The organism is Microbacterium sp. T3-8 (assembly GCF_055398145.1).
In genome coordinates this window covers 978,344-1,003,088 of the sequence record NZ_AP027918.1, presented here as the reverse complement: position 1 = coordinate 1,003,088, position 24,745 = coordinate 978,344, and the positions used below count along the sequence as shown (strand labels likewise).

24 protein-coding genes and 1 tRNA gene are annotated in these 24,745 nt (G+C 70.2%); 7 read left to right on the top strand and 18 right to left on the bottom strand.

Annotation, left to right across the window (positions count from 1 at the left end):
* Positions 1–714, bottom strand: coding sequence for a HEAT repeat domain-containing protein (locus ACZ5Y9_RS04720; protein WP_464472417.1), 714 nt, complete (start codon positions 712–714; stop codon positions 1–3).
* 98 nt (positions 715–812) lie between these two features.
* On the opposite strand from ACZ5Y9_RS04720, the gene rhaI reads away from it, so the two are divergent.
* The 3 genes from rhaI to ACZ5Y9_RS04705 are packed head-to-tail and all read left to right on the top strand — an operon-like array spanning position 813 to position 5,462.
* The gene (gene rhaI / locus ACZ5Y9_RS04715) at positions 813–1,979 is read left to right on the top strand and encodes an L-rhamnose isomerase (RefSeq protein WP_464472764.1); all 1,167 of its coding nucleotides are present in this window, start codon (positions 813–815) and stop codon (positions 1,977–1,979) included.
* Between the two features lie 40 nt (positions 1,980–2,019).
* Positions 2,020–4,056, top strand: coding sequence for a bifunctional aldolase/short-chain dehydrogenase (locus ACZ5Y9_RS04710; protein ID WP_464472416.1), 2,037 nt, complete (start codon positions 2,020–2,022; stop codon positions 4,054–4,056).
* A complete protein-coding gene (locus ACZ5Y9_RS04705; protein ID WP_464472415.1) occupies positions 4,053–5,462 on the top strand; it encodes a rhamnulokinase in 1,410 nt (469 codons plus the stop codon). The genes ACZ5Y9_RS04710 and ACZ5Y9_RS04705 overlap by 4 nt, the downstream gene beginning before the upstream one ends.
* 7 nt (positions 5,463–5,469) lie before the next feature.
* On the opposite strand, the gene ACZ5Y9_RS04700 is transcribed toward ACZ5Y9_RS04705, so the two are convergent.
* The 4 genes from ACZ5Y9_RS04700 to serS all read right to left on the bottom strand — a co-directional run bounded on the left by ACZ5Y9_RS04700 (position 5,470) and on the right by serS (position 9,071).
* A complete protein-coding gene (locus ACZ5Y9_RS04700) occupies positions 5,470–6,756 on the bottom strand; it encodes an LCP family protein (RefSeq protein ID WP_464472414.1) in 1,287 nt (428 codons plus the stop codon).
* A 50-nt stretch (positions 6,757–6,806) separates the two neighbouring features.
* Positions 6,807–6,891 (bottom strand) — tRNA-Ser (locus ACZ5Y9_RS04695).
* A gap of 42 nt (positions 6,892–6,933) precedes the next feature.
* Positions 6,934–7,755 (bottom strand): HAD family hydrolase, encoded by an 822-nt coding sequence (locus ACZ5Y9_RS04690; protein WP_247623458.1) that lies wholly within the window; start codon positions 7,753–7,755, stop codon positions 6,934–6,936.
* Positions 7,752–9,071, bottom strand: coding sequence for a serine--tRNA ligase (gene serS / locus ACZ5Y9_RS04685; RefSeq protein ID WP_464472413.1), 1,320 nt, complete (start codon positions 9,069–9,071; stop codon positions 7,752–7,754). Before serS ends, ACZ5Y9_RS04690 begins: the two co-directional genes overlap by 4 nt.
* Before the next feature lie 122 nt (positions 9,072–9,193).
* On the opposite strand from serS, the gene ACZ5Y9_RS04680 reads away from it, so the two are divergent.
* A complete protein-coding gene (locus ACZ5Y9_RS04680) occupies positions 9,194–9,574 on the top strand; it encodes a YybH family protein (RefSeq protein ID WP_247623460.1) in 381 nt (126 codons plus the stop codon).
* A gap of 168 nt (positions 9,575–9,742) precedes the next feature.
* Here the strand turns inward: ACZ5Y9_RS04680 and ACZ5Y9_RS04675 are convergent, their stop codons facing one another.
* Complete coding sequence (locus ACZ5Y9_RS04675) at positions 9,743–10,282, bottom strand: RNA polymerase sigma factor (protein ID WP_336640995.1); 540 nt, start codon at positions 10,280–10,282, stop codon at positions 9,743–9,745.
* 77 nt (positions 10,283–10,359) lie between these two features.
* Here ACZ5Y9_RS04675 and ACZ5Y9_RS04670 point away from each other — a divergent pair, with 77 nt between their 5' ends.
* Entirely contained in the window at positions 10,360–11,358 is a 999-nt protein-coding gene (locus ACZ5Y9_RS04670) for a diacylglycerol/lipid kinase family protein (RefSeq protein WP_464472412.1), read from the top strand.
* Between the two features lie 81 nt (positions 11,359–11,439).
* On the opposite strand, the gene ACZ5Y9_RS04665 is transcribed toward ACZ5Y9_RS04670, so the two are convergent.
* The 3 genes from ACZ5Y9_RS04665 to ACZ5Y9_RS04655 form a co-directional block, all read right to left on the bottom strand.
* Positions 11,440–12,168 (bottom strand): hypothetical protein, encoded by a 729-nt coding sequence (locus tag ACZ5Y9_RS04665; protein WP_247623463.1) that lies wholly within the window; start codon positions 12,166–12,168, stop codon positions 11,440–11,442.
* A 46-nt stretch (positions 12,169–12,214) separates the two neighbouring features.
* Positions 12,215–13,675, bottom strand: a complete 1,461-nt coding sequence (cls, locus tag ACZ5Y9_RS04660; protein ID WP_247623464.1) for a cardiolipin synthase — start codon at positions 13,673–13,675, stop codon at positions 12,215–12,217.
* Between the two features lie 99 nt (positions 13,676–13,774).
* On the bottom strand, positions 13,775–13,948 hold the full coding sequence (locus tag ACZ5Y9_RS04655) for a hypothetical protein (RefSeq protein WP_247623465.1): 174 nt from the start codon (positions 13,946–13,948) through the stop codon (positions 13,775–13,777).
* Between the two features lie 114 nt (positions 13,949–14,062).
* Here ACZ5Y9_RS04655 and ACZ5Y9_RS04650 point away from each other — a divergent pair, with 114 nt between their 5' ends.
* Positions 14,063–15,181, top strand: coding sequence for a DUF4192 family protein (locus tag ACZ5Y9_RS04650; protein WP_464472411.1), 1,119 nt, complete (start codon positions 14,063–14,065; stop codon positions 15,179–15,181).
* On the opposite strand, the gene lysS is transcribed toward ACZ5Y9_RS04650, so the two are convergent.
* On the bottom strand, positions 15,174–16,733 hold the full coding sequence (lysS, locus tag ACZ5Y9_RS04645) for a lysine--tRNA ligase (RefSeq protein WP_464472410.1): 1,560 nt from the start codon (positions 16,731–16,733) through the stop codon (positions 15,174–15,176). The genes ACZ5Y9_RS04650 and lysS overlap by 8 nt on opposite strands.
* 79 nt (positions 16,734–16,812) lie before the next feature.
* On the opposite strand from lysS, the gene ACZ5Y9_RS04640 reads away from it, so the two are divergent.
* Entirely contained in the window at positions 16,813–18,630 is a 1,818-nt protein-coding gene (locus tag ACZ5Y9_RS04640) for a DUF2207 domain-containing protein (RefSeq protein WP_247623468.1), read from the top strand.
* A 122-nt stretch (positions 18,631–18,752) separates the two neighbouring features.
* Here the strand turns inward: ACZ5Y9_RS04640 and ACZ5Y9_RS04635 are convergent, their stop codons facing one another.
* The 8 genes from ACZ5Y9_RS04635 to folE are packed head-to-tail and all read right to left on the bottom strand — an operon-like array spanning position 18,753 to position 24,743.
* Positions 18,753–19,445, bottom strand: a complete 693-nt coding sequence (locus tag ACZ5Y9_RS04635) for a DUF2520 domain-containing protein (protein ID WP_247624730.1) — start codon at positions 19,443–19,445, stop codon at positions 18,753–18,755.
* 4 nt (positions 19,446–19,449) lie between these two features.
* Positions 19,450–21,369 carry a PH domain-containing protein gene (locus ACZ5Y9_RS04630; protein ID WP_308194250.1) on the bottom strand — a complete coding sequence of 640 codons (1,920 nt, stop codon included), beginning with the start codon at positions 21,367–21,369 and terminating at the stop codon, positions 19,450–19,452.
* Entirely contained in the window at positions 21,366–21,947 is a 582-nt protein-coding gene (locus tag ACZ5Y9_RS04625) for a PH domain-containing protein (protein WP_404597738.1), read from the bottom strand. The genes ACZ5Y9_RS04630 and ACZ5Y9_RS04625 overlap by 4 nt, the downstream gene beginning before the upstream one ends.
* On the bottom strand, positions 21,898–22,380 hold the full coding sequence (locus ACZ5Y9_RS04620) for a DUF3180 domain-containing protein (RefSeq protein WP_247955557.1): 483 nt from the start codon (positions 22,378–22,380) through the stop codon (positions 21,898–21,900). Before ACZ5Y9_RS04620 ends, ACZ5Y9_RS04625 begins: the two co-directional genes overlap by 50 nt.
* A complete protein-coding gene (gene folK / locus ACZ5Y9_RS04615; protein ID WP_336641001.1) occupies positions 22,380–22,916 on the bottom strand; it encodes a 2-amino-4-hydroxy-6-hydroxymethyldihydropteridine diphosphokinase in 537 nt (178 codons plus the stop codon). The genes ACZ5Y9_RS04620 and folK overlap by 1 nt, the downstream gene beginning before the upstream one ends.
* Positions 22,913–23,299, bottom strand: a complete 387-nt coding sequence (folB, locus tag ACZ5Y9_RS04610; RefSeq protein ID WP_464472409.1) for a dihydroneopterin aldolase — start codon at positions 23,297–23,299, stop codon at positions 22,913–22,915. The genes folK and folB overlap by 4 nt, the downstream gene beginning before the upstream one ends.
* Before the next feature lie 44 nt (positions 23,300–23,343).
* On the bottom strand, positions 23,344–24,147 hold the full coding sequence (gene folP / locus ACZ5Y9_RS04605; RefSeq protein WP_336641003.1) for a dihydropteroate synthase: 804 nt from the start codon (positions 24,145–24,147) through the stop codon (positions 23,344–23,346).
* Entirely contained in the window at positions 24,144–24,743 is a 600-nt protein-coding gene (folE, locus tag ACZ5Y9_RS04600; RefSeq protein ID WP_247623474.1) for a GTP cyclohydrolase I, read from the bottom strand. Before folE ends, folP begins: the two co-directional genes overlap by 4 nt.
* Between the last annotated feature and the right edge of the window lie 2 nt (positions 24,744–24,745).

The following is a 24,745-nucleotide window of genomic DNA, read 5'->3' as shown; positions in this document are numbered from 1 at the left end:
CTACCGAGCCACCCCTTCACCTCTGTCGCGAAGGATCCGGGAGAGACGACTCTTGCGCAGATTCTGCGCGACGATCAAGCCCACGTCGGGATGGTCGGGATCCAGCCCGAGGAAGGCGTCCAGGGCTACGTCGGGGTCCGCCGCCACGACGACGCTCCAGCAGTAGCCGAGGGTCTGGCGCAGGACTCGCACGTCCGGAGCACGACGGCGCTCGCTCGGCCAGGTGACGAAGTGCGCCGTGGTCGTCGCGCAGACGCCGAGAGCATCGCCGACCGTTCGCGGGTCGCGCAGCAGCCGCGGCTCGCAGATCGCCGCAACCGCCGCGCGCTGGAGGAGCGGATCGGTCTCTTCCGCCCAGGACTTCACGATGGAGAGAAGCGCGGCGATGTCCCGATCGCCGAGAAGCTGCAGACCGATGACCGCTCCTTCGCGGACGCGCCACCGCTGGTCCTCGGCGTGGCCACGCAGTCGCCTGAGGACGTCGGCGTCGTCGGATCGAGCACCGCGGGATGCGGCGACGCACATCATCGCGAACTCGTCATCGGTCTTCTCGAGTTCGGCAATCACCGCCGGTTCGGCTGTGCGAGCTACTGCGGAGACGAGTGCGAGGTTCGCGCGGCGACCGGGAAGCCCGGAATGCGCGGTGAGGAATTCGGGCCACCCGGTGGAGGGGAGCGCCCGAAGCCTCGTCTCCCATTCGACGTCGTCGGTCATCGCCCGATGATACCCATTCGCTTGCCGTCGGCAGTTGACGGATCTCTCGTACTGCCGTAACTTATGAAACGATTCATCTTTACAGAAAGCGAGTGACAATGTCCGTCCTCACCCCTGACCACCTCGCCGCGCTCGAGAAGCAGGGCATCGAGCTTCCCAGCTGGGCTTTCGGCAACTCCGGCACGCGCTTCAAGGTGTTCGGCACCCCCGGCACGCCGCGCGACCCGTGGGAGAAGATCGCGGATGCCGCGCAGGTCAACACCTACACGGCTCTGGCGCCGAGCGTGGCGCTGCACATCCCGTGGGACCTCGTCGACTCGTTCTCCGACCTGCGCAAGCACGCCGAAGATCTCGGCGTGACGCTCGGCACGGTCAACTCCAACACCTTCCAGGACGACGACTACAAGTTCGGCGCCCTCACCCATGAAGACGCCGCGATCCGCCGGAAGGCGATCGACCACCACCTCGCGTGCATCGACGTCATGGATGCCACCGGCAGCCGCGACCTCAAGATCTGGCTCGCCGAGGGATCGAACTACCCCGGCCAGGCCGACCTGCGCGGCCGCCAGGACCGCCTGCAGGAATCGCTCCAGCAGATCTACGCCCGCCTCGGCGACGACCAGCGACTCGTGCTGGAGTACAAGTTCTTCGAGCCGGCGTTCTATCACACCGATGTTCCCGACTGGGGCACCTCGTACGCGCAGGTGGTCTCGCTCGGCGACAAGGCATCCGTCTGCCTCGACACCGGCCACCACGCCCCCGGCACGAACATCGAGTTCATCGTCATGCAGCTGCTGCGCCTCGGCAAGCTCGGGTCGTTCGACTTCAACTCGCGCTTCTACGCCGATGACGACCTGATCGTCGGCGCCGCCGACCCGTTCCAGCTCTTCCGCATCCTCTTCGAGGTCGTGCGCGGCGACGGTCTGAACAACCCCGATGTCGCGTTCATGCTCGACCAGTGCCACAACGTCGAGGACAAGATCCCCGGTCAGATCCGCTCGGTGCTCAACGTGCAGGAGATGACGGCACGCGCGCTGCTCGTCGACCGCGACGCCCTCACCGCCGCGCAGAAGTCCGGCGACGTGCTCGCAGCGAACGCGATCTTCATGGACGCGTTCTACACCGACGTGCGCCCCGCCCTCGCCGAGTGGCGCGAGTCGCGCGGCCTCGCCGCCGACCCGATGGCCGCCTACGCGGCATCCGGCTACCAGCAGAAGATCGCCGCAGAACGAGTCGGTGGCGTGCAGGCCGGCTGGGGCGCCTGAGCGCGCCGTCCCTCGACCCCTCGATCAAGGAACACCACTCATGACGAACCCGACCGCCGCCGACCTGATCGCGCGCAGCAACCGCCTGGGCGCCGACCCGAAGAACACCAACTACGCCGGTGGCAACACCTCCGCCAAGGGCACCGAGATCGACCCCGTGACCGGGCAGCCCGTCGAGCTGCTGTGGGTGAAGGGCTCGGGCGGCGACCTGGGCACCCTCACCGAGAAGGGCTTGGCCGTGCTACGTCTCGACCGCATGCGCGCGCTGGTCGACGTGTACCCCGGCATCGACCGCGAAGACGAGATGGTCGCGGCATTCGACTACTGCCTGCACGGCAAGGGCGGAGCCGCTCCTTCGATCGACACGGCCATGCACGGACTCGTGGATGCCGCGCACGTCGACCACCTGCACCCCGACTCCGGCATCGCGATCGCGACCGCCGCCGACGGCGAGGCCCTGACCTCGAAGATCTTCGGCGAGAAGGTCGTGTGGGTGCCGTGGCGCCGCCCCGGCTTCCAGCTCGGACTCGACATCGCCGAGATCAAGAAGGCGAACCCCCAGGCGATCGGCGGCATCCTCGGTGGCCACGGCATCACGGCGTGGGGCGACACGTCCGACGAAGCCGAGGCGAACTCGCTGTGGATCATCGACACCGCAGCCTCGTACATCGCCGAGCACGGGAAGACCGACCCGTTCGGCGGCGTCCGCACCGGCTTCGAGGCACTGCCGTCCGGCGAGCGCCGCGAGCGCGCCGCTGCTCTGGCCGGCACGATCCGCGGCATCGCCTCGCACGACCGCGCGATGGTCGGCCACTTCACGGATGCCGCGGAGGTGCTCGACTTCCTCGCCTCCGAGAAGGCCCCGATCCTCGCCGCGCTCGGCACGAGCTGCCCCGACCACTTCCTGCGCACCAAGGTCAAGCCGCTGATCCTCGACCTGCCGGCCACGGCATCCGCCGAGGAGCAGATCGCACGCCTGCACGAGCTGCACGCCGAATACCGCGCCGACTACCAGGCGTACTACGACGCACATGCGACCGCCGAGTCGCCCGCGATCCGCGGCGCCGACCCGCTCATCGTGCTCGTTCCCGGCGTGGGCATGTTCTCGTACGGCGCGAACAAGCAGACGGCGCGCGTCGCCGGCGAGTTCTACGTCAACGCGATCAACGTCATGCGCGGGGCTGAGGCGCTCTCGACCTACTCCCCCATCTCCGATGCCGAGAAGTTCGACATCGAGTACTGGGCGCTGGAGGAGGCCAAGCTGCAGCGGATGCCGAAGCCGAAGTCGCACCAGGGGCGCATCGCGTTCGTGACCGGCGCCGCGTCCGGCATCGGCAAGGCCATCGCCACCCGTCTCGCGGCTGAGGGTGCCTGCGTCGTCATCGCCGACCTCGACCTCGAGAAGGCGCAGGCCGCGGCGACGGAGCTCGGAGGCACCGACGTCGCGATCGGCGTCGCGGCGAACGTGGCGGATGCCGACGCGATCCAGGCGGCTCTGAACGACGCCGTACTCGCGTTCGGCGGCGTGGACCTCGTCGTCAACAACGCCGGCCTCTCGCTCTCGAAGCCGCTGCTCGAGACCACCGAGAAGGACTGGGATCTGCAGCACGACGTCATGGCGAAGGGCTCGTTCCTCGTGTCGAAGGCCGCCGCGCGCGTGCTCATCGACCAGAAGCTCGGCGGCGACATCATCTACATCTCGTCGAAGAACTCCGTCTTCGCCGGCCCGAACAACATCGCGTACTCGGCGACCAAGGCCGACCAGGCCCACCAGGTGCGGCTGTTGGCGGTCGAGCTCGGGGAGTACGGCATCCGCGTCAACGGCATCAACCCCGACGGCGTCGTGCGCGGCTCGGGCATCTTCGCCTCGGGCTGGGGCGCCAACCGCGCCGCGACCTACGGGGTCGCCGAAGAGGACCTCGGCCAGTTCTACGCCAACCGCACGATCCTCAAGCGCGAGGTCGTTCCCGAGAACGTGGCGGATGCCGTGTACGTGCTGACCGGCCCCGAACTGAGCCGCACCACCGGCCTGCACATCCCGGTCGACTCCGGCGTCGCCGCCGCGTTCCTGCGATGAGCACCCGCGCCGTCGCGGCTGTCGACCTCGGCGCGACCAGCGGCCGGGTGATGATCGGCCGCATCGGCGACGGCGTGCTCGACCTCGAGCCCGTCTCGCGGTTCCCGAACGGTCCCGTCGCACGCGCCGACGGCCTGCACTGGGACTTCGAGGCTCTCTCCGAGAACGTGCTCGACGGCCTGGCCGAGGCGGTCCGCCGCGAGCCCGGGATCGAGAGCATCGGGATCGATTCCTGGGCCGTGGACTACGGGCTGATCGCGGGCGGGAAAGTGGTCGCCGAGCCGTTCCACTACCGCGACGAGCGATCCGCTCGCGGCGTCGAGGAGGTGCACGAGATCGTCGCGTTCGACGAGCTCTACCGCCGCAACGGCCTGCAGTTCCTGCCGTTCAACACGCTCTATCAGCTGCGCGTCGACGACCGCGCTCCCGAGGCCGAGAGCGCGCTGCTCGTCCCCGATCTGCTCGCCTTCCTCCTCACGGGCGCGCGTGTGGCCGAGCGCACCAATGCCTCGACCACCGGGCTCCTCCGCGTCGACGACGGGGAGTGGGACACCGACCTCGCCTCCCGTCTCGGCATCGCTCCCGCGCTCCTGCCCGCACTCGTCGATCCCGGCGCGACCATCGGTACCCTGCGTCCGCAGATCGTCCGCCGGATCGGCGCCGACCTCCCGGTGATCGCGGTCGGCTCGCACGACACGGCCTCCGCCGTCGCCGCGGTGCCGATGGCGTCTCCCTCCGCCGCCTACATCTCGTGCGGCACGTGGGGACTCGTCGGCGTCGAGCTCGCGGAGCCCGTGCTGACGGATGCCGCCCGCGCGGCGAACTTCACGCACGAGCGCGGTGTCGACGGGCGTTTCCGGTTCCTGCACAACGTGGCGGGCCTGTGGCTGCTGAGCGAGACCGTGCGGGCCTGGGAGGCCGAGGACGGCGCTCCGATCGATCTGGTCGCTCTGCTGGCCGCGGCATCCGCCGTCACTGCCCCCGTGCCGACCTTCGACGCGAACGACCCGTCGCTCTCGGCGCCGGGTGGCATGCCCGCGCGTATCGGCGCCCTGCTCGCCGCGAGCGGGCAGACGGCCCCGACCGACCGACCCGCGTTCGCGCGCAGCATCGTCGAGTCGATCGCGGTGGCGTTCGCAGAAGCTGTGGCGACGGCATCCGCTCTCACCGGGCGCCGCCTCGACGTCGTGCACATCGTCGGCGGCGGATCCCTCAACACCCTGCTGTGCCAGGCGACCGCCGACCGCACCGGGCTCCCGGTGCTCGCCGGCCCCGTCGAGGCCACAGCGCTCGGCAACGTGCTCGTGCAGGCGCGGGCGCTCGGTGCAGCGCCGGCGACGCTCGAGGAGCTGCGTGCCCTCGTGGCCGCGACGCATGCCCCCGTGCGCTACACGCCGCACACCTGACCGTCGGTCAGCGCACGTTGCCGTTCGAGCAGGTCTGCTGCGCGGCCGAGTTGCCCTTGATGGTGTCGGGGAGCGCCACGACGTTGTCGGGCGTCGCCGGCTCGGTCGGAGCAGCCTCCTCGGTCGGAGCCGTCTCCTCGGTGGGGGCCGTCTCCTCGGGGGTCGTCTCGGCAGGCGTGGGCTCCTGCACGATCACACCGTCGTTGCTGGTGTTCTGGTGCGTGATCTGCAGCTGCGCGTTCGCCTCGATCGCGTCGAAGAGCTCGCCGGCGGCCGTGTAGTTCGGCACCACCTTGTTGGCGTTCTGCGAGTCGGTACCCGTCGGGTACTGCACGAACACGATGTCCTCGAACGGGACCTCCTTGACCGCGAGGGCGATCTGCACGATCGTCATCGGGTCGTCCAGCGTCGTGCTCGTCTCGAGGTTGCTGAGACCGACGTGCGCGAGCTTCAGCATGGTGCCCACGTTGCCGAGGGTCTCGCCGCTGATGAGCTTGCGCGCCAGGCTCGACATGTACTGCTGCTGGTTGCCGATGCGGCCCAGGTCGCTGCCGTCGCCGACACCGTGACGGGTGCGCAGGAACTGCAGAGCCTCGAGGCCCTGCACCGTGTGGGTGCCGGCCGCCAGGTCGAGGCCCGTGTAGCGATCGCGGATCGGGTTCGCGAGGCACACATCGACGCCGCCGATCGCGTTCGTGATCTCGATCACGCCGCCGAAGGTGACGGATGCCGCGAACTGCACCTCTTGACCGGTGAGCTCGGAGATCGTCTTCGCGACGCAGTTGAGACCGCCGTCGCTGTAGGCCACGTTGAGCGGCTGCTTGCTCATCGCGGAGTGCACGTTGCCGTCGTCGTCGGTGCACTCGGGGATGGGGATCATGAGGTCGCGCGGGAAGCTGACGACCGTGATGCGGCGGGGGTTATCGGAGACGTGCACGAGCAGGTTGACGTCGTTGAGGTTGCCCTCCGAGTCGTTGCCGCTGCAGCGGTCACCGAAATAGCCGGCGTACGCCTCTTCGCAGGTGTCGACACCCGCGAGCACGAAGTTGAATCCACCCTCGTACTCGCTGATGTCTGGCGGAACCGCATCGGCCGACTGGCCCTCGAGTTCGACGGAGTTCGCGAGCTGCGTGCTGCGCAGGTCGTATACGACGTACGCCGCAACGCCCACACCGCTCACCAGCACCACCGCGAGTCCGATCGCGATGAACTTCAGCAGCTGGCTGAGGGGTCCCGGCGAGTGCAACTGGCCGTGGCGCGCGATCGTTCGACGGCGTCGGGTGTTCTCGGTCACACGGTGCCTTTCGGTTCTGCCTGCGGTGAGGGGGCACCGGGCTCAGGAAGCGGAGGGTGTGGGATTCGAACCCACGAGACATCTCTGCCCACTGGTTTTCAAGACCAGCTCCATCGGCCGCTCGGACAACCCTCCCGACAGACGGATCTGCCGACAAGCCGTGAGTCTAGCCGAGTTCTATTCTCCCGCGCTGACCTGGGCGGGCGCTGGAAGTGTATTCAGCGCACTCGCCAGCCCGCCGTCGACGACGTCGTCGGTGATCTCGGATGCCGCATCCTTCACCTCGGCCGGCGCCTGCCCCATGCCGACCGCGCGCCCGCCGAGCGTGCGCGCCCAGCCGAACATGCCGATGTCGTTGCGCCCGTCACCCGCGACGAGCACGCGCTCCCCGACGAGGCCGAGCTCTTCGCGCACGCGCTCCAGCGCGGTGCCCTTGTCGACCCCCTGCGGGGCGATGTCGAGCCAGGCCGTCCACCCGATCGCGTACGAGACCTCGTTCAGGCCGGCATCCGCCACCAGCCGATGGAAGTCCTCCTCGTCGTGACCGGGCGAGACCACGACGATGCGCGACACGGGCTCGGCCGCGAGCTCCTCGAAGCTCACCCGCCGGCCGCCGTCGAGCGTCCAGTCGTCGAGCTGGTCGGTGAAGAGCCGCTGGCCCGAGGCGAGCTCGACCATGTAGCGGGCGTCCGGCAGGCGCTCGCGCAGAAGGGCGAGCGCGGGCGAGGGGTCGAAGGTCTCGACGTTCCAGCGCTCCCAGTCGTCGCCGACGCGGCGCATCGTGACGGCGCCGTTCGAGCAGACGACGTACTCGGCGTCGAGTTCGAGCTGCTCGACGTACCGGCGGGTGGCCATCCAGCTGCGACCGGTGGCGATCGTCACGACGTGACCGGCATCGCGGAGGCGCGCGACGGCCTCGGGAACGCCCGGGCTCATCGTCTCGTCCTGGAGCAGGATGGTGCCGTCGACGTCGAGCGCGACGAGCCAGGGCGCGGTCATGCGGTGACCCTCGACGTCGCCTTCGTGTTCTCCGGCGTCAGAACCTCGAGCCCGCCGAGGTAGGGGCGCAGCACCTCGGGCACGCGCACCGAGCCGTCGGCCTGCTGGTGCGTTTCGAGCAGCGCCACGATCCAGCGGGTGGTCGCAAGCGTGCCGTTCAGCGTCGCGACGTGCTGGGTCTTCGGTGCGGAGCCGGAGTCCGCCCCGTCGACGACCGGCCGGTGGCGCACGTCGAGGCGGCGCGCCTGATAGGTCGTGCAGTTCGACGTCGACGTCAGCTCGCGGAACGCGCCCTGCGTGGGCACCCAGGCCTCGATGTCGTACTTGCGCGCGGCGCTCGATCCGAGGTCGCCCGCGGCGACGTCGATCACGCGGTAGGCGAGGCCGAGCGAGGTCAGCATCTCCTCCTGCAGGGCCACGAGGCGCAGGTGCTCGGCCTCGGCATCCTCCGCCTCCGTGTAGACGAACATCTCGAGCTTGTTGAACTGGTGCACGCGGATGATGCCGCGGGTGTCCTTGCCGTGCGATCCGGCCTCGCGGCGGTAGCAGGTCGACCAGCCGGCATAGCGCAGCGCGCCGTCCGACAGGTCGACGATCTCGTCCTTGTGGTACCCGGCGAGGGCGACCTCGCTGGTGCCGACGAGGTAGAGGTCGTCGCCCTTGTCGAGGTGGTAGACCTCGTCGGCGTGCTCGCCGAGGAAGCCGGTGCCCTGCATGATCTCGGGGCGCACGAGCGTCGGCGTGATGAGCGGCACGAAGCCGTTCTGCAGCGCTTTGTCGAGCGCGAGGTTCATGAGCGCGATCTCGAGACGGGCGCCGATGCCGCGCAGGAAGTAGAAGCGGGCGCCCGAGACCTTCGCCCCGCGCTCCATGTCGATCGCCCCGAGGATCTCGCCGATCTCGAGGTGGTCGCGCGGCTCGAAGTCGAACGAGGGCACCTCGCCGACGCGACGCAGCTCGACGAAGTCGGCCTCGCCACCGGCGGGCACGCCGTCGATCACGACGTTCTCGATGCGGGCCAGGGCGGCGGATGCTGCCTCTCCGGCGTCGTTCGCGACCTGCTGCGCCTGCTTGACGCGCTCGGCGAGCTCCTTGCCCTGCGCGACGAGCGCGGGCTTCTCCTCCTTCGGCGCCTTCGCGATGACCTTGCCGAACGCGTTCTGCTCGGCCCGCAGCTCCTCGAACGCGGCGAGCGCCGCGCGGCGCGATCGATCGGCCTCGAGTGCGATGTCGACGGTGGCCTGGTCGTTGCCGCGCGCGGCCTGCGAGCGGCGGACGAGATCAGGGTGGTCGCGGAGAAGAGCGAGGTCGATCATTCCACGATTCTACGGGGGTCTCCCACCCCCTCAGGCTCGCCGGATGTCACACCCGGGGCCGCGCATCGTCTTTCTCCTCGGTGGTCGGCATCCGGCCGATCGCCGCTGTGAAAGGAATACCCATGACCACCCGTGTCACCTCGCTCGACCAGCTGAACCTGGCCTTCGCCGACCGCTTCAACGCCCGCGACCTCGACGGCCTGATGGCCCTGAACACCGCCGACGTCGTCTTCGTCCCGGCTCCCGGCACCCCGGTGACCGGCGAGGCCGCCGTCCGCGGCGCGCTCGAGCAGTTCCTCGGTCTCGACCTGCCGATCTCGATGACCGTCCGCCACGTGTTCGAGAGCGCCGGCACCGGCCTCGCGATCGCCGACTGGACGATCACGGGCACGGGCCCCGACGGATCCGAGATCGCCCTCGCCGGCACGACCGCCGACGTGGCCGTCTTCGATGAGGAGCACGGCTGGCGCTACGCGGTCGACAACCCCTTCGGCACCGTCTGACCGCGCAGCGCGGTCTCCTGCGAGCCCGTCGAGACCCACCACGCCCGTCGAGACCCACCGGTGCCGACGTCGGCAACGGTGGGTCTCGGCGGGCTCGATAGGTCTTGACGGGCTCGATGGGTCTCGACGGGCGGACCAGGGCGTCACCCCGGGGCCGAGAAGAACCCGTCAGTCGGCGCCCATGCCGCTCTGCCGGCAGGCGCCGAGCGCCTTGCGTGCGCGGGCGACGCGCTGGCGGACCGCCGCGGGGTCGATGCCGAGGCGCTCCGCCGCTTCGCCGGCCGACAACCCGTCGACGGCGGTGAGCAGCAGTGGCTCCCGCAGCGAGTCGGGGAGGTCGTGCAGAGCGGCGAGCGCACCGTCGAGGATCACGCGGATCTCGGCGGCTCCGGCCACGTTCACGGCGTCGGGCATCTCGTCGTCGAGCTCGGTCTGCGGGCGGCGTGCCCGCTGACGGGAGAGGTCGATCGCGACGTTGCGCGCGATCGCGTCGAGCCACGAGCACACCCTTCCCGGCTCGGGAGTCTCCAGGTGGGCGACCGATCTCCAGGCGCGCAAGAGCGCCATCTGGGCGGCGTCGTCGGCATCGTCCACGGGCACGCCGAGCGAGATGCTGCGGCGCCGGAGCCGATCGGGCTCGTCCGTGATCATCTCGGTCAGCAGTGCACGCGCATCGCCGATCGACTCGCTCTTCGCCTGCGCACCCATTCCGGCCCCTCCCCAGAGCGCTCGGGCACCCGTCCCCGTGTCACCTGCATGACACATGCCGGGAATAGAGTATCGCCATGACGAAGCCCCCGGCCGCGAGACGACAGGCCGCGCTCGTCTACAACCCGATCAAGGTCGACGAGAAGAGACTGCGCGCTGCCGTGCGCGAGCTGTCGAAGGCCGAGGGGTGGGAGCATCCGGCGTTCTATCCGACGACGATCCAGGATGCCGGGCAGGGTGCCACGGCGCAGGCTCTCGCCCGTGGGGTCGACGTCGTGCTCGTCGCCGGTGGCGACGGCACCGTGCGCGCGGTCTCCGAGGCCATCGCGAACACCGGCGTTCCCCTCGCGATCCTGCCGAGCGGCACCGGCAACCTGCTCGCACGCAACCTGGCGTTGCCGCTGGGCTCGCCCGACGACATGATCCGTGCGGCGCTGACCGGATCCCGCCACGCGATCGACATCGGATGGGCGCGCATCACACGTGAGAGCGGTGACGAGAGCGAGCACGCCTTCGTGGTGCTGGCCGGAATCGGACTCGACGCCGACATGATCGCGAACACCCGCCCGGACCTCAAGAAGTCGGTCGGGTGGATCGCCTACGTCGACGGCGCCGCGCGCTCGCTCGCCAACGCCTCGCCCTTCCGCTCGGTGTATCAGATCGACGACGGCCGCCTGCATTCGACGAAGGTGCACAGCATCCTCTTCGCCAACTGCGGCACCCTGCCCGCGGGCATCGCTCTGGTGCCGGATGCCTCGATCTCCGACGGAACCCTCGACGTCGCCGTGATCCGGCCCTCCGGTGCGTTCGGCTGGTTCAACGTCTGGCGCAGGATCTGGTGGGAGAACTCGGTGCTGCGGCGCTTCGCCGCCGGCAGGCGCATCCTCGAGCGCCGGGGGAAGGATGCCGCGGTGCACTACTTCCAGGGCCTCGCCGCGGAGGCTGCGACGTCGGTGCCCACGCCGGTCGAGCTCGACGGCGACGAGTTCGGCAATACCGTGCGCATCACCTGCCGGGTCGATCCGAGCGCGCTCCTGCTCGCGCTGCCGGAGGGGCATCCGGTCGACGCGCTCTGACACGCGGCTTTCCTTCCGGTGCTCCGCCGCGAGGTGCTCCGCCGCGAGGTGCTCCGCCGGCGATGCGCTCAGCCGGCGGTGTCAGTCGGCGAGCACCGACACCGTGCCGTCGAGGCCACCGCCCACGAGGGTGAGGGTGAAGCCGTCGTCGTCGACCGCGTCGTCGCCGAACGAGAGGATCGTCGCACGCGGCGCCATGTCCATGGTGCAGATCTGGGTGTCGTCGGTGACGAAGGTCGCCGTGCCCGCGTTGCCCGAACCCTCGAGCGACTCGACGACCGGCGGGCATCCCGACGAGCCCCAGGTGAGCAGCACGAGGCTGCCGTCGTCGAACCATCCGGCGGAGGGCTGGTACTCGGTCGACTCCCCGGGAACGCCGGTGACGGGTGCCCCGCCGATCTCGGCGTCATCCGAGATATCGCCGTAGGTGACCTGCAGCGTGATGTCCTTCGTCGGGTCCACACCGGCGGGCAGGCCGCCGATGCTGGCGCGCTGCACCATGTCCTGGGTGCAGACCTGGTCGGCTGCGCCGTCGACGAGCGTCACCGAGACGTTCTGGCCCTCGGCGGTCACCGTGTCGACCTGCGGAACGCACGTCGAGGAGCCCCAGGTGACGACGGCGAACATGCGGCCCTCGTCGAGCAGTGCGGCCTCGACGTCGGCGAAGTCGTCATCGCCGGCCCCGGGCGCGGTCGATGCACCGGGTGTGCTCGTGGGCGAGGTCGATCCGGGGGTGGCGGTGCACCCGGCGATCAGCAGCGCCGCGGCGAAAGCGGAGAGGACGGCGACGACGCGCGAGGGAGTGACCATGCCCCCAGGGTACCGGTGGCGATATTCCATCGGAAGTCGGGAGCGATCACTGCAGGGCGGAGGTGAGGCGCGCCAGGTTGTCCAGCACGGTCGAGCGCAGCGGCTGCTGCATCCACTCCTCGAGGGTGAGCTCCCGGCTGAGCGACCGATAGGTGTCTTCGACCTCGCGCATCTCGGCGACGAACTCCTCGCCGCGCACGAGCATGGAGACCTCGAGGTTGAGACCGAAGGAGCGCATGTCCATATTGCTCGAGCCGATGACCGCGACCTCGTCGTCGACCGTCAGGCTCTTGGTGTGCAGGATGTACGGCTTGCGGTACATCCAGATGCGCACGCCCGCCTTGAGCAGCACCTCGTAGTAGCTGCGCTGCGCGTGGTAGACCATGGCCTGATCGCCCTCTTCCGAGACGAACAACTCGACCTCGACACCGCGGTCGACGGCCGCGGTGACGGCGAGCAGCAGGGCCTCGTCCGGCACGAAGTACGGGCTCACGATCATGATGCGATTCTTCGCCGCATACAGCAGGCCGAGGAAGAGACGCAGGTTGTTCTCGACCTCGAACCCGGGGCCCGAGGGCACGACCTGGCAGTCGAGGTCCCCCGATCCGATGTCGGCGTGGGCGATGTCGATCTCCTCCAGCACGATGTCGGTCTCGCTGTACCAGTCACTGAGGAAGATCGCGTTGACGCTGAGCACGACCGGCCCGTCGAGGCGCACCATGAGGTCGACCCAGTGCAGGCCCCGCTTGATGTTCTTCGGCAGGTTGTAGGTCGAGTCGGTGACGTTCTGCGAGCCGAGGAAGGCGGTCACGCCGTCGACCACGAGCAGCTTGCGGTGGTTGCGCAGATCGGGGCGCTGCATCCGCCCCTTGAACGGTTGCACCGGCAGCATGAGGTGCCAGTCGGCGCCCATGGCGTTGAGGCGCCGGATCGTCTGCTTGTAGCGCGGCTTCCAGCGGTTGGCCCAGTGGTCGAGCAGCACCCGCACCGAGACACCGCGCGCCGCGACCTCTTCGAGCGCACGGAAGAAGTTGTCGGTCGAGGCATCCGATTGCAGGATGTAGAACTCGACGTGCACGTAGTCCTTCGCCTCGCGGATGGCGTCGGCCATCGCGTCGAGCGACTCCTGGTAGTCGGAGATCAGATGCGCTCCGTTGTCGCCCGAGAGCGGCAGAGCGCCGAGGCGCTGGTTCATCTCGACCAGCGGACCGAACCAGTCCGGCGCGTGGGGACGGAGGGTTCCGAAGTGCAGGTGCTCGCTGGTCGCGGCGATGTACTCGTTGATCTGGTCCTGCTTGCGGCGGCGGGCGCGCGGCAGTCGCGGGTTTCCGATCACGAGGAACAGGAAGACCCCGACGAACGGGATGAAGAAGATCGCCAGCAGCCAGGCCATCGCAGCCGTGGGGCGGCGGTTGCGCGGGATGACGATGATCGCCGTGATGCGGATGGTCAGATCGAGCACCACGAGGAACGCCGTGATCGCCCAGGCGACGCCCTCCGCGGTCATACTGCTCTCTTCCTGACGGACCTCACCGATGAAGGGTTCCGTCGCGCATCACCGTCCGGCGGTGTTCGCTTCACAGTAGCGGATGGGTGGGACAGTGCCTCAGGAGCGCGGGGGAAGACCGCGGGCCGCGCGCTCCTCCGCCTCGATCTGCGCGTGCACCTTGCGTTCGGTGCGGTCGAATCGCAGGATGCCGCGGAGCACCATGAAGAAGATGGCGCTGACCCCGAGAGTCGGAAGGATCGACCACGCGGCGGCGACCCAGAAGTTGTCCATACCCCCATGGTACGCGACCTCACTCCTCCTGCGCCGATCCGAAGGACGGGGCAATCCCTCCACAGGCCCGGTTTTCCGGAACGGGCGGATGCCGCCACCGGGCACACTCGCCTCATGAACACCGTCCTCCGTGCCGCAGATTCCGCCGAGTTCCTCGGCATCGTCCCCCTCCTCGCCGGCTTCACGCCCCGGCGCAGCATCGTCATGCTCCCCTTCCAGGGCTCCCGCGCCTACGGCGCGATGCGCATCGACCTTCCCCGCGACGACGTGCCGCTCGAGCACTATGCGGATACCGCGATCGGCCTCGTCTCACGCGTGGCCGCGATCGACGCGGTCGCCGTCGTCGCCTACGTCGACGAGGCGGCTCAGAGCACACCGGACGGGTGGGTCCTCCCCCACGCCGTCGCCCTCGACGAACTGCTCGGTTGCGCCGAGGACGCCGGCCTCCGCATCGTCGACGCGCTGTGCGTCACGCCCGGCGGATGGGCGAGCTACCTCGAAGAGGAACCTCTTCTGCATCCCGTCGAGCCGGTGCGCGCCGAGAAGGTGCCCGGCATCGGAGACGTGTCGGGCGATCAGAAATCCGGTGCCGTGCTCCCCGTCGCCGATCTCGCGCAGAAGGAGCGCGTCGGGCGGGCCTTGCACGACCTCTCCGAACTGCTCGGGCGCCCGGCGTCGTCGCTGTCCGACGACGAGAACTCCGAGGCCCTGGCCGCCCTCGCGATCCTCGACGACGTCCCCGCGTTCTACGAGCAGCTGCTCGACTCCCGTGGGGAGCTGCCGCCCTTCGCGGTCGCCGCGCTGCTGTGGTGCCTCGAGCGCCCCGCCTACCGAGACGTGGCACTGCTGCAGTGGGCCTCGGACCACGCCTCCGGTCGACGATCGCTCGCGGCGCAGCTCGACTTCGCCCAGCACGGCCGGTCGATCCCCGACGAGCTCGGCGACATCTTCCTCGGGCGCGGTCCGACGCCCGACCCCGATCGGCTCAGCTTCGCCCTCGACGTCGTGCGCACCGCCGCGTCGCGCGCACCGCGTGCCGCCCGCCCCGCCCCGCTCACCGCGGCGGCGTGGCTCTCGTGGGCGCTCGGCCGGTCCACGCACGCGGCGCACTACCTCGACCTGGTGCGCGAGATCGACCCCGACTACGGACTCGCCGCGCTCGTGGGGTCGATGATCAACGCCGCGGTGCTGCCGGAATGGACCTTCCGACGCACCGCGGGGCGGACTACTTGACCAGCGGGAACAGGATGGTCTCGCGGATGCCGAGACCCGTGATCGCCATGAGCAGGCGATCGATGCCCATGCCCATGCCGCCGGACGGCGGCATGCCGTGCTCCAACGCCCGCAGGAACTCGTCGTCGATCGGCATCGCCTCGACGTCGCCGCGCGCGGCGAGCTTGGACTGCTCGACGAAACGCTCGCGCTGGATCACGGGGTCGACGAGCTCGGAGTACCCGGTCGCCAGCTCGAAGCCGCGGATGTACAGGTCCCACTTCTCGACCACTCCGTCGATCGACCGGTGCTCGCGCACGAGGGGCGAGGTGTCGACGGGGAAGTCCATGACGAACGTGGGGCGCACCAGGTCGCCCTTCACGAAGTGCTCCCACAGCTCCTCGATGAGCTTGCCGTGGGTCGCCTGGGCGGGCAGATCGACGCCGTTGGCCTCGGCGAAGGCGATGAGATCGTCGACCGCGTCCTGCGGGGTGAACGTGCGTCCGGCAGCGGCAGACAGCGACTCGTACATCGAGATGCGGTCCCACTCGCCGCCGAGGTCGTACTCGGTGCCGTCGGCCCAGGTCACCGTCGTGGAACCCGCGACCGCGATCGCCGCGTTCTGCACGAGCTCCTGAGTGAGAGCGGCCATCTGGTCGTAGTCGCCGTAGGCCTGGTAGGCCTCGAGCATCGCGAACTCGGGGCTGTGCGTCGAGTCGGCGCCCTCGTTGCGGAAGTTGCGGTTGATCTCGTAGACGCGCTCGATACCTCCGACGACCGCACGCTTGAGGTACAGCTCGGGGGCGATGCGCAGGTACAGCTCGGTGTCGAACGCGTTCGAGTGCGTGATGAACGGGCGAGCGGATGCCCCGCCGTGCTGCACCTGCAGCATGGGGGTCTCGACCTCGAGGTAGTCGTGACCGGTGAACGTGGCCCGCAGGCTCGCGTTCACCGCGGCACGGGCGCGCACGGTCTGGCGGGCCTGCTCACGCACGATCAGGTCGAGGTAGCGGCTGCGGACACGACCCTCCTCGCTCAGCTCGGCGTACGCGTTCGGCAGGGGCAGGATCGCCTTCGATGCGATCTCCCAGCCGTCGGCCATGATCGACAGCTCGCCGCGGCGGCTCGAGATGACCTCGCCGTGCACGAAGACGTGGTCTCCCAGGTCGACGTACTCCTTCCAGTCCGCCAGCGACTCCTCGCCGACGTTCGCGAGAGAGATCATCGCCTGGATGCGCGAACCGTCACCCGCCTGCAGGGTCGCGAAGCAGAGCTTGCCGGTGTTGCGGCTGAACACGACGCGGCCGGCGACGCCGACCACGACGCCGGTCTCGGCTCCCGCTTCGAGCTCGTCGGCACCACCCTCGCCGTACTGGGCGCGCAGCGCCGGGATCGTGTGGGTCACCGGGACACCGACCGGGAACGCCCCGCCACCGGCATCCGTCCGCTTCGCGATCAGACGCTCGCGCTTGGCGAGACGCACGGCCTTCTGCTCGTGGATCTCGTCGTCGCCGAGCTCCGTGTTCGAAGGGTCGGTGGGGTTCTGCGCGGGCGCGGCGGACGCGTCGGTCATTCGGGGCTCCTTGGAAAAGTCGTTCCAGTTTACCGAGGCCGTAGGCCGATCCGAGGCCGAGGCTGGGTAGCCTCGAAGAATGGCCGCCCCACGGATCCTCCGCGCCCTCGCCACCACCGCCGCCGTCGCCGGCCTCGTGTTGCTCGCATCGAGCCCCGCGAGCGCCCGAGCATCCGTCTCCGCCGACGTCGACGACTTCTCCTACGCGTCGTGGGACGCCACCTACACGGTGGGCGTCGACGACGAGGGCCGAGCCACCATGCACGTCACCGAGGAGCTCGTCGCCCGATTCCCCGACTTCGACCAGAACCGCGGGATCGTCCGCGGTCTCGCCACCTCCTACGAGAACGCGGGCATCGACACCCGCATCCTCTCCGTCACCGATGAGACGGGCGCCGACGTTCCCTACGAGACCGACACCGACGATGGCGTGCTCTACGTGCTCACCGGCGACGACGACTACGTGCAGGGGCTTCAGACCTACGTGATCGAGTACGAGATGCGCGACGTCGTCCTCGCCGCCGAGACCGGAGTCGACGAGTTCTACTGGGACCTCCTCCCCCTCGACAGCACGCAGGCGATCGAGTCCTTCCGCGCCGACATCCTCTTCGACGACACCCTGACCGCCGCCCTCACCGGCGCCAGCCGCTGCTACGAGGGATACTCCGGGTCGTCGGAGGCATGCACGCTCGAAGGCCCGACGGACACCGCCGACGGCGCCCTCTTCCGCGTCGAATCGGGCGAGCGCGCCGCCGGCGACGGAGTGACCGTCGCGATCGGCTTCGACGCGGGTACCGTCACGCAACCCGCTGCCCGCACCCCGAACCCGGTCACCGACGTCGCACCGATGTTCGCCGCGGTCGGCGGCCTGGGACTGACGGTCGCGAGCTGGTTCGCCGTCTCGGCGGTGCGCAGGAGGCGACGCACCGCCACCGGCATCGTCGTGGCCCAGTACGACGTGCCGGATGCGATGCCCCCGCTGCTCGCGGCCGCGATCCTGCCCGGCGCGAAGGCCGTGATCCCCGCCGAGATCGTGCACCTCGCCGTCCGCGGGGTGCTGCGGATCGAGGAAGGCGCCGAGCCCGAGCGGCCGCGGCTGCGACGCCTTCCCGACGGACGTCTCCCCGACCAGCTCGACGCGGATGCGGTCGACAACCTGTTCCTCGGCGCCGACGACACCGGCGTCGTCGACATCCCCGCCGCGAGCGAGACCTTCGCCGCGCGCATGGGCGTCCTGCAGGCGCTGGGCAAGAAGCAGGCCGAGACCCGCGGGCTCACCGTGCGCGAGCGCGCCCGCGGCGCCGTGATCCTGCAGTGGATCGCGATCGCCGTCGCCGCGATCGGACTGGCGGTGGCGATCTGGGGCGTCGCCACCGGTCGGGTCGGAGCGATTCCGGCGCTCGTGGTCGTCGCCTTCGGGGCCTTCTTCGTGCTCCTGGCGAGCCTCTACGCATTCTCGAAGCACGTCATGCTCACCGCGGAGGGTGCCCGGCAGTACGAGTATCTGCAGGGGGTGCGCGAGTTCATCCGCGTCGCCGAGGCCGACCGTCTGCAGATGCTGCAGTCGTACACGGGGGCGGAGCGCCGGCAGGACGGCAGCGCGAACGTCATCGTGCTCTACGAGCGTCTGCTCCCCTACGCGATGCTCTTCGGCATGGAAGACGAATGGGGCAAGGTGCTCGAGCACGCGTACACGTACGAGCAGCGGGGTCCCGGCTGGATCGGCGACGGTCGCTCACCGTATCTGAGCACCTCGCTCGCGGCCTTCGCCGTCTCCACCGCATCGGCATCGTCGTACACGGCGCCATCGACCGGCAGCTCGTCGAGCTTCGGCGGCTCGAGCGGCGGCGGGTTCTCCGGCGGCGGAGGAGGCGGCGGCTTCTCCGGCGGACGCTGACCCGCACCTCGCGCTCCCCTCGCGCTCCCCTCACTCCCCTCACTCGTGAGGGGTCAAGACACGCCGCACCGCACGCCGCACTCGCGGCGCGTTGTGACCCCTCACGCGTTCGCGGGCGCCCGTCAGAGCAAAGGCGGAGGATCGGATGCTTCGCGCAGCGCCCGTTCGACGGTGGACTGCACGAGGGCCGAGAGGTAGCCGCCGGGGTTGTCGATGCCGATCTCGCGGAGGCGACCCGTGGCCTGTCCGATGATCGAGCGCGAGAACTCGGTCGCCGTCTGAATCGCATCGGCGTAGGCGGCGCGATCCGCCTCGGCCACGACGACCGGCTCGCAACCGATCTCGACGGCGAGGGCCTGGGCGATCGGCAGGACGGCCGCGGGAGCGGTGACCGCCGCGAACCCCGCCTGCAACTGACGCAGATCGATCGAGGTTCCGGTGAACGTGATCGCCGGGTGTACGGCGAGCGGGATCGCCCCCTTCGCGGCGGCGGGACGCAGTACCTCGATACCGAAGGCGGGGTCGGTGTGCAGCACGAGCTGGCCGATCTGCCATCCGCCGACCTCGGCGATACCGGCGACGAGCGATTCCAACTGGTCGTGCGGCACCGCGATCACCACGAGCTCGGCGCGGCGCACGACCTCGAGTGCGTCGAGCACGGGCACGTCGGGCAGAACGGCCGACGCCCGCTCGTCGTCGGATCCGCTCGTGATCCCCACGACCGCATGCCCGGCGCCGCCGAGGGCCGCGCCGATGACGGGCCCCACGAGACCCGCGCCGATGATGCCGACGCCGAGGCGTCCGTCGCGCTCCACCACGTCACTCCTCCGTCGACGCAGGAGGTGCGGGAGGGGCGGCAGGCGCGGGCGGTGCCGGCGGCTGAGGAGCAGCCGACGCCGGAGGAGCGGGCGGTGCCGGAGGAGCAGGCGGCACCGGAGCAGCAGGCGGCGCACCCGAAGGCAGCGGCGGAACCGGCGGTGCACCCGCATCCGCACCGGGCTGCCCCGCGTACGGCGGAGGCACCGGCGCATACGGCGGCGGTACGGGCGCACCCGCGGCCGCGGCATCCGCTTCTCCTGCATGCTCGCTCCAGCGGTGCGAGGTGTCGCGCGCAGCCGCGGCAGCAGCCCGGCTCGAGACGTCGCCGATCAGTGCAAGGGCGTCGTCGCGCTCGAGGCCCGAGAGGATGCCGTGGATCGGACCGGGAACCGTGTGCACCTGCGCGCCGCTGACGCGCTGCGCACGGTCGATCGGTCCCTGCGAGAGCGAGACGCCCTGCAGCCGCGCGAGCGGGAACACCGCGAGCTTGCGCCACATGACACCGCGACGCAGGATCAGGCCGAAGTCGGTGACCGTGTAGCCGTGGCGCTTCCACGAGAGGGGGCGACGCCATCCGGCGCGACGCGGCATGGTGCGGTACGGGTCGCCCTCGACCGGTCCGAGGATGCCGTGCTCCCAGATGAGCGGGATGTCGGCCGCCGGCACGTCGGGCAGGATCAGCCCGAGCACCCGCTCGACGTCTGCCCGCTTGCCGACCGGCAGCACGATGTTGAACTGCTGCGCACTGCCCGAGGACTGCTGCGCGGCGCTCTTGCCGCTCATGCGGTTGATCTTGATCGACCACCAGCCGAACGGGCGCCACAGCAGCGACTGCGTGACCTCGACCGCGAAGATACGGCCCGGGGGCAGCGTCTCGGTGACCGTCGTGAGCAGACCGTAGGTGATGCGCACGCCGTCGGGCGTCGGAGCGATCGAGTACCGGAGCGACTTCGAGATCTGCGCCCAGGTGATACCCACGACCGCGATGACGAGGGGGATGCCGATGCCGAGCGCGAGCCCCAGCGAGATGAAGCTCCCGCCCACGTCTCCGTCGAGCAGGGCACCGAAGAACATGAACCCCATCGTGATGCCGAAGATCAGCGCGAAGAAGACGAACCACAGCACGCCCGCGAGCAGCTGCGAGCCGACCAGTCGGCCGGTCGGGATCTTCACGACGCTCTCGGGTGCCACGTCTTCGAGGTCGACGCCGGCGATGAGTCCCGTGACGCCGTGGTTCATCGAGTCGACGAGCTGGGCGCGGGTGGTCGTCGGCCCGGCAGGTGCACCGGATGCCGCGGCCTGCCGCGCCGCACGCACGCCCGACGCGAGGCGCAGAATGTCGGCGCGCACGGCCTCGGCCCGCGGGGTGGCGAGGTACTCGAGCTCGACGTTCGCGTCGGTTCCGGCGCCGACGACCTCGAGCTTGGCGAGGCCGATGATGCGCGCCGGGAACGGCCGCGTGAGGTTGACGCCCTGCACGCGGTCGAGCGGGGCGCGGCGGTGCGAGCGGAAGATGATGCCTTTGCGCACCTCGACGTGGTCGCCGGTGATGCGGAACTGCTGGAAGCGCCAGACGAACCAGAAGATCGCGACCAGCACGATCAGGAGCCCGAGCACCGCCAGAAGGGCGATGAGGATCAGGTTGTTCTCGAGCACCCAGTCGACCGGGTCGCCCGAGGAGTAGTCGCTGTAGTGCGTGTCGCTCGGCGTCGTGATGTTCACGAACCAGGCGATCACCCGGTCGCGCAGGTTCGCGAACGTGATGCCCGCGACGATCAGCAGCACCAGCCCGCCCTTGAACAGGGGCGTGAGCGGATGCATCCGATGCCATTCGCCGTCGGCGAGGTTCGACGAATCCGCCTTCCCGGCGGGCGCGGCGTCCGCCGGCGTCGGCGGGGCGGGGAACTGCGGCTCGCTCACAGGCCGGTCCGGCGGGTCTCGGCGACCTCGATGAGCGTGTCGCGCAGCGCCTCGGCCGCGGCCTGCGTGAGGCCGGGGATCTGGACGCCGGTGGTCGCGGCGGCGGTGACCATCTTGAGCTGCGAGATGCCGAAGCCGCGGTCGACCGGACCCTGCGTGATGTCGACGAGCTGCATGCGCCCGTAGGGCACGGCGATCATGCGCTGCCAGAGGATGCCCTTGCGGAAGACGATGTCGTCGGCGCGCAGCATGTAGCCGATCGCCCGCGCCTGCCGCGGCAGGATGATCATCGTCACGACGATCAGCAGCGTCAGCACGGCGCCGGGGATCCACACCCAGCTCTGGTGCAGCACGAGAGCGAGCACAGCGGCGGCGACGATCACGACGACGAGCAGGAGCGCGTTCTGCAGCAGCTGCGAGATGGCGTAGCGCGGCGAGATCTGGTGCCAGGTGCCGTCGAGCTCGAGGCGGGCCTCGCTGCGCGCCGTGCGGAGAGAGGTGTACACCCCCTGGTCGAGGGCGGCGAGGTCAGTGCCCTCGGCCGGGTTCAGGGGCGCGTTCTCTGGGCTCTGAGTCATCAGGATCCTTCGGCAGGGTGCAGAACTGTTCGGCGACGAGGGCGGCGACCACGAGCACGATTGCTCCCGCGATCAGGGCGATCATCGCCACTGTCGACCCTACCGGGGGATCGATCGGCCGTGTCAGGAGGAAGCCCAGGAGACCGGCGCCGAAGCCCGCGAGCAGGGCTCCGAGCAGACTCGAGGCGCGAGCGAGCGTCGCGGCGCGGAGCGCACGGAACGGATCGATGCGGATGCCGGTGCGCACACTGCGCCGCACCGGCCAGGCGACGGCGAGCGCCGCCGCCGCGATGAGCACGAGCAGCACCGGGAGGAAGACCGAAGGGGTGAAGGTCGCGCGGCCCATCGCCGTCAGCAGCTGATCGAGGAGGAACCCGAGACCGGCGCCGACGACGGCGAGGATGACGAGGAGCCCGGCGGAGGTGCGCTGCATCACTCCCCCTGCGCGCGCAGCGCGGCGGCGAGGTCGGCGATACGGCCGTGACCTGCGAGCTCGGCGTCGGGGTCGATGTCGAGCCACGGGTCGAGCACGAAGAGGCGCTCGAACGCACGCGGGTGCGGCAGCACGATACGCGGGTCGTCGGAGACCTCGTCGCCGTACGCGATGAGGTCGAGATCGAGGGTGCGGTCGCCCCACCGCTCGTGGCGCTCGCGCCCGTTCTCGTCTTCGATCGCATGCAGCATGCCGAGCAGGATCTCGGGGGCGAGGCGCGTAGTCACCAGGGCGACCGCGTTCACGTAGCCCGGCGCGTCGGGGTCGGGCCCGTCGACGCGGAGGGCGACGGTCTCGTGCAGCGGAGAGAGTCGTACGTCGGTGACCAGGGGAAGGCGCGCGATGCGCTCGGCCGCGGCGGTGATCGTGGCGTGCCGGTCGCCGAGGTTGGCTCCGAGGGCGACGACGGCGGTGACCGGCTCGCGACCGGGACCCGGCAGCGGAACCTCGGGCGGTCGGGTGAGGTTGCGGCTCATGCGACGCCTCCTGCCGTGATGCGCCCGCGTGTGAGGACCACCGAGACGTCGGTGAACGTGAGGGGGATGGGGGCGTGCGGCTTGTGCACCGTGACGGTGACGTCGTGCACCCGCTCGTCGCCGAGGGCGGCGTCGGCGATGCGCGACGCGAGCGTCTCGATCAGGTCGACCGGCTCTCCCGCGACGATCGCCGCCACCTTCTCGGCCAACTCGCCGTAGTGCACCGTGTCGACCACGTCGTCGGATGCCGCGGCCGGGGCGAGGTCGAGACGCAGGCGCAGGTCGATCGTGAACTCCTGCCCGTCGGCGCGCTCGTGGGCGTACACACCGTGCCGGCCGAACACCGTCAGCCCGGTCAGCACGATCTCATCGAGGGAGTCCATCACCCCAGCGTACGCGGGAGCACCGACGACGCAGCGGCCGGCGCTCAGCGCCCTTCCCAGGCGTGCGCGATCGCGAGCGCGTCGCGGGTCGCGGCCACGTCGTGCACGCGCACCGCCCACACGCCGGCGCGCAGCGCGAGAGCGCTGGTCACGGCGGTCGCGAGGTCGCGACGCTGCTCGGTGACGTCGGCATCCGCTTGGCCCAACGTCTCGGCCAGGAACCGCTTGCGCGAGGTGCCGATGAGCACGCGGGGTCCCAGGGCGACGATGTCGTCGAGTCCCCGCAGCAGATCCCAGTTCTGCGCACCCGCCTTGGCGAATCCGATGCCCGGGTCGAGGATCACCCGCGACGGTGCGATGCCCGCCGCGGCGGCTTCGCCCAGGCGCTCCTGCAGCTCTCCGGCGACCTCGCGCGCGATGCGATGGTAGTCGGCGCGGGCGTACATGTCGTCGGAGAAACCGCGCCAGTGCCCGATCGCGTAGTCGGCGCCGGACTCGGCGACGGCCGCGCGCATCTCGGGGTCGGCGAGCCCGCCCGACACGTCGTTGACGATGCGGGCCCCGGCGCGCACCGCCGCCGACGCCGTCGAGGCGTTGATCGTGTCGATGCTGAGGGCGACGCCGGCCGCGGCCAGCTGCTCGATCACCGGGATCACGCGCGACTGCTCGGTGGCGGCGTCCACACGCTCCGCGCCGGGGCGCGTCGACTCCCCGCCGATGTCGAGCACGGTGGCGCCGTCGGCGCGCAGCTTCAGTCCCCGCGCGACCGCCGAGTCGACGTCGAGGTAGCGTCCGCCGTCACTGAACGAGTCGGGAGTGACGTTGACGATGCCCCAGATGCCGGTCACGAGAGTGCACCGGACGACGGACCGATGAGGGCGATGAGCTCGGCGCGCGCGATCGGGTCCTCGTAGATGCCGCGGGCGGCGATGGTGAGGGTGGATGCCTCGGGCTGGCGTCCGCCGCGCATCGTCACGCACCCGTGGCTGGCGTCGAGCACGACGAGCACACCGCGGGTGTCGAGGTTCTCGGCGATCGTGTCGGCGATCTGCTCGCCCAGCCGCTCCTGCACCTGCGGGCGGGCGGCGAGGATCTCGACGACGCGCACCAGCGCACCCAGACCCACGACCTGCTCCCCCGGGAGGTAGGCCAGGTGGGCCCGGCCGGCGAAGGGCAGCAGGTGGTGCTCGCACACCGAACGGAAGCGGATATCGCGCAGCAGCACCGCGCCCGAGGGCAGCGTGTCGGGGGCGGGGCCCCGGGTCACGCTGATCGTGCGCTCGAGCGGAGCCGCGGCATCCTCGCCGACGCCGCCGAAGAACTCCGCGTACAGCTCGGCCATGCGCGCGGGCGTCTGGCGCAGCCCCGGACGATCCGGGTCTTCACCGATCGCCTCGAGCAGCTCACGCGTCAGCCGCTCGATCCGCGCCCTGTCGACGCCCACGA

Bases quoted from the DNA above. Each gene is read 5' to 3' on its own strand.
- folB (WP_464472409.1), bottom strand. From the start codon at position 23,299: ATGGACTCCCTCGATGAGATCGTGCTGACCGGGCTGACGGTGTTCGGC.
- ACZ5Y9_RS04710 (WP_464472416.1), top strand. From the start codon at position 2,020: ATGACGAACCCGACCGCCGCCGACCTGATCGCGCGCAGCAACCGCCTG.
- ACZ5Y9_RS04690 (WP_247623458.1), bottom strand. From the start codon at position 7,755: ATGACCGCGCCCTGGCTCGTCGCGCTCGACGTCGACGGCACCATCCTG.
- lysS (WP_464472410.1), bottom strand. From the start codon at position 16,733: ATGACCGACGCGTCCGCCGCGCCCGCGCAGAACCCCACCGACCCTTCG.
- ACZ5Y9_RS04720 (WP_464472417.1), bottom strand. From the start codon at position 714: ATGACCGACGACGTCGAATGGGAGACGAGGCTTCGGGCGCTCCCCTCC.
- ACZ5Y9_RS04620 (WP_247955557.1), bottom strand. From the start codon at position 22,380: ATGCAGCGCACCTCCGCCGGGCTCCTCGTCATCCTCGCCGTCGTCGGC.
- ACZ5Y9_RS04670 (WP_464472412.1), top strand. From the start codon at position 10,360: ATGACGAAGCCCCCGGCCGCGAGACGACAGGCCGCGCTCGTCTACAAC.
- ACZ5Y9_RS04650 (WP_464472411.1), top strand. From the start codon at position 14,063: ATGAACACCGTCCTCCGTGCCGCAGATTCCGCCGAGTTCCTCGGCATC.
- ACZ5Y9_RS04665 (WP_247623463.1), bottom strand. From the start codon at position 12,168: ATGGTCACTCCCTCGCGCGTCGTCGCCGTCCTCTCCGCTTTCGCCGCG.
- ACZ5Y9_RS04655 (WP_247623465.1), bottom strand. From the start codon at position 13,948: ATGGACAACTTCTGGGTCGCCGCCGCGTGGTCGATCCTTCCGACTCTC.
- ACZ5Y9_RS04640 (WP_247623468.1), top strand. From the start codon at position 16,813: ATGGCCGCCCCACGGATCCTCCGCGCCCTCGCCACCACCGCCGCCGTC.
- ACZ5Y9_RS04705 (WP_464472415.1), top strand. From the start codon at position 4,053: ATGAGCACCCGCGCCGTCGCGGCTGTCGACCTCGGCGCGACCAGCGGC.
- cls (WP_247623464.1), bottom strand. From the start codon at position 13,675: ATGACCGCGGAGGGCGTCGCCTGGGCGATCACGGCGTTCCTCGTGGTG.
- ACZ5Y9_RS04625 (WP_404597738.1), bottom strand. From the start codon at position 21,947: ATGACTCAGAGCCCAGAGAACGCGCCCCTGAACCCGGCCGAGGGCACT.
- rhaI (WP_464472764.1), top strand. From the start codon at position 813: ATGTCCGTCCTCACCCCTGACCACCTCGCCGCGCTCGAGAAGCAGGGC.
- serS (WP_464472413.1), bottom strand. From the start codon at position 9,071: ATGATCGACCTCGCTCTTCTCCGCGACCACCCTGATCTCGTCCGCCGC.
- folK (WP_336641001.1), bottom strand. From the start codon at position 22,916: ATGAGCCGCAACCTCACCCGACCGCCCGAGGTTCCGCTGCCGGGTCCC.
- ACZ5Y9_RS04680 (WP_247623460.1), top strand. From the start codon at position 9,194: ATGACCACCCGTGTCACCTCGCTCGACCAGCTGAACCTGGCCTTCGCC.
- ACZ5Y9_RS04675 (WP_336640995.1), bottom strand. From the start codon at position 10,282: ATGGGTGCGCAGGCGAAGAGCGAGTCGATCGGCGATGCGCGTGCACTG.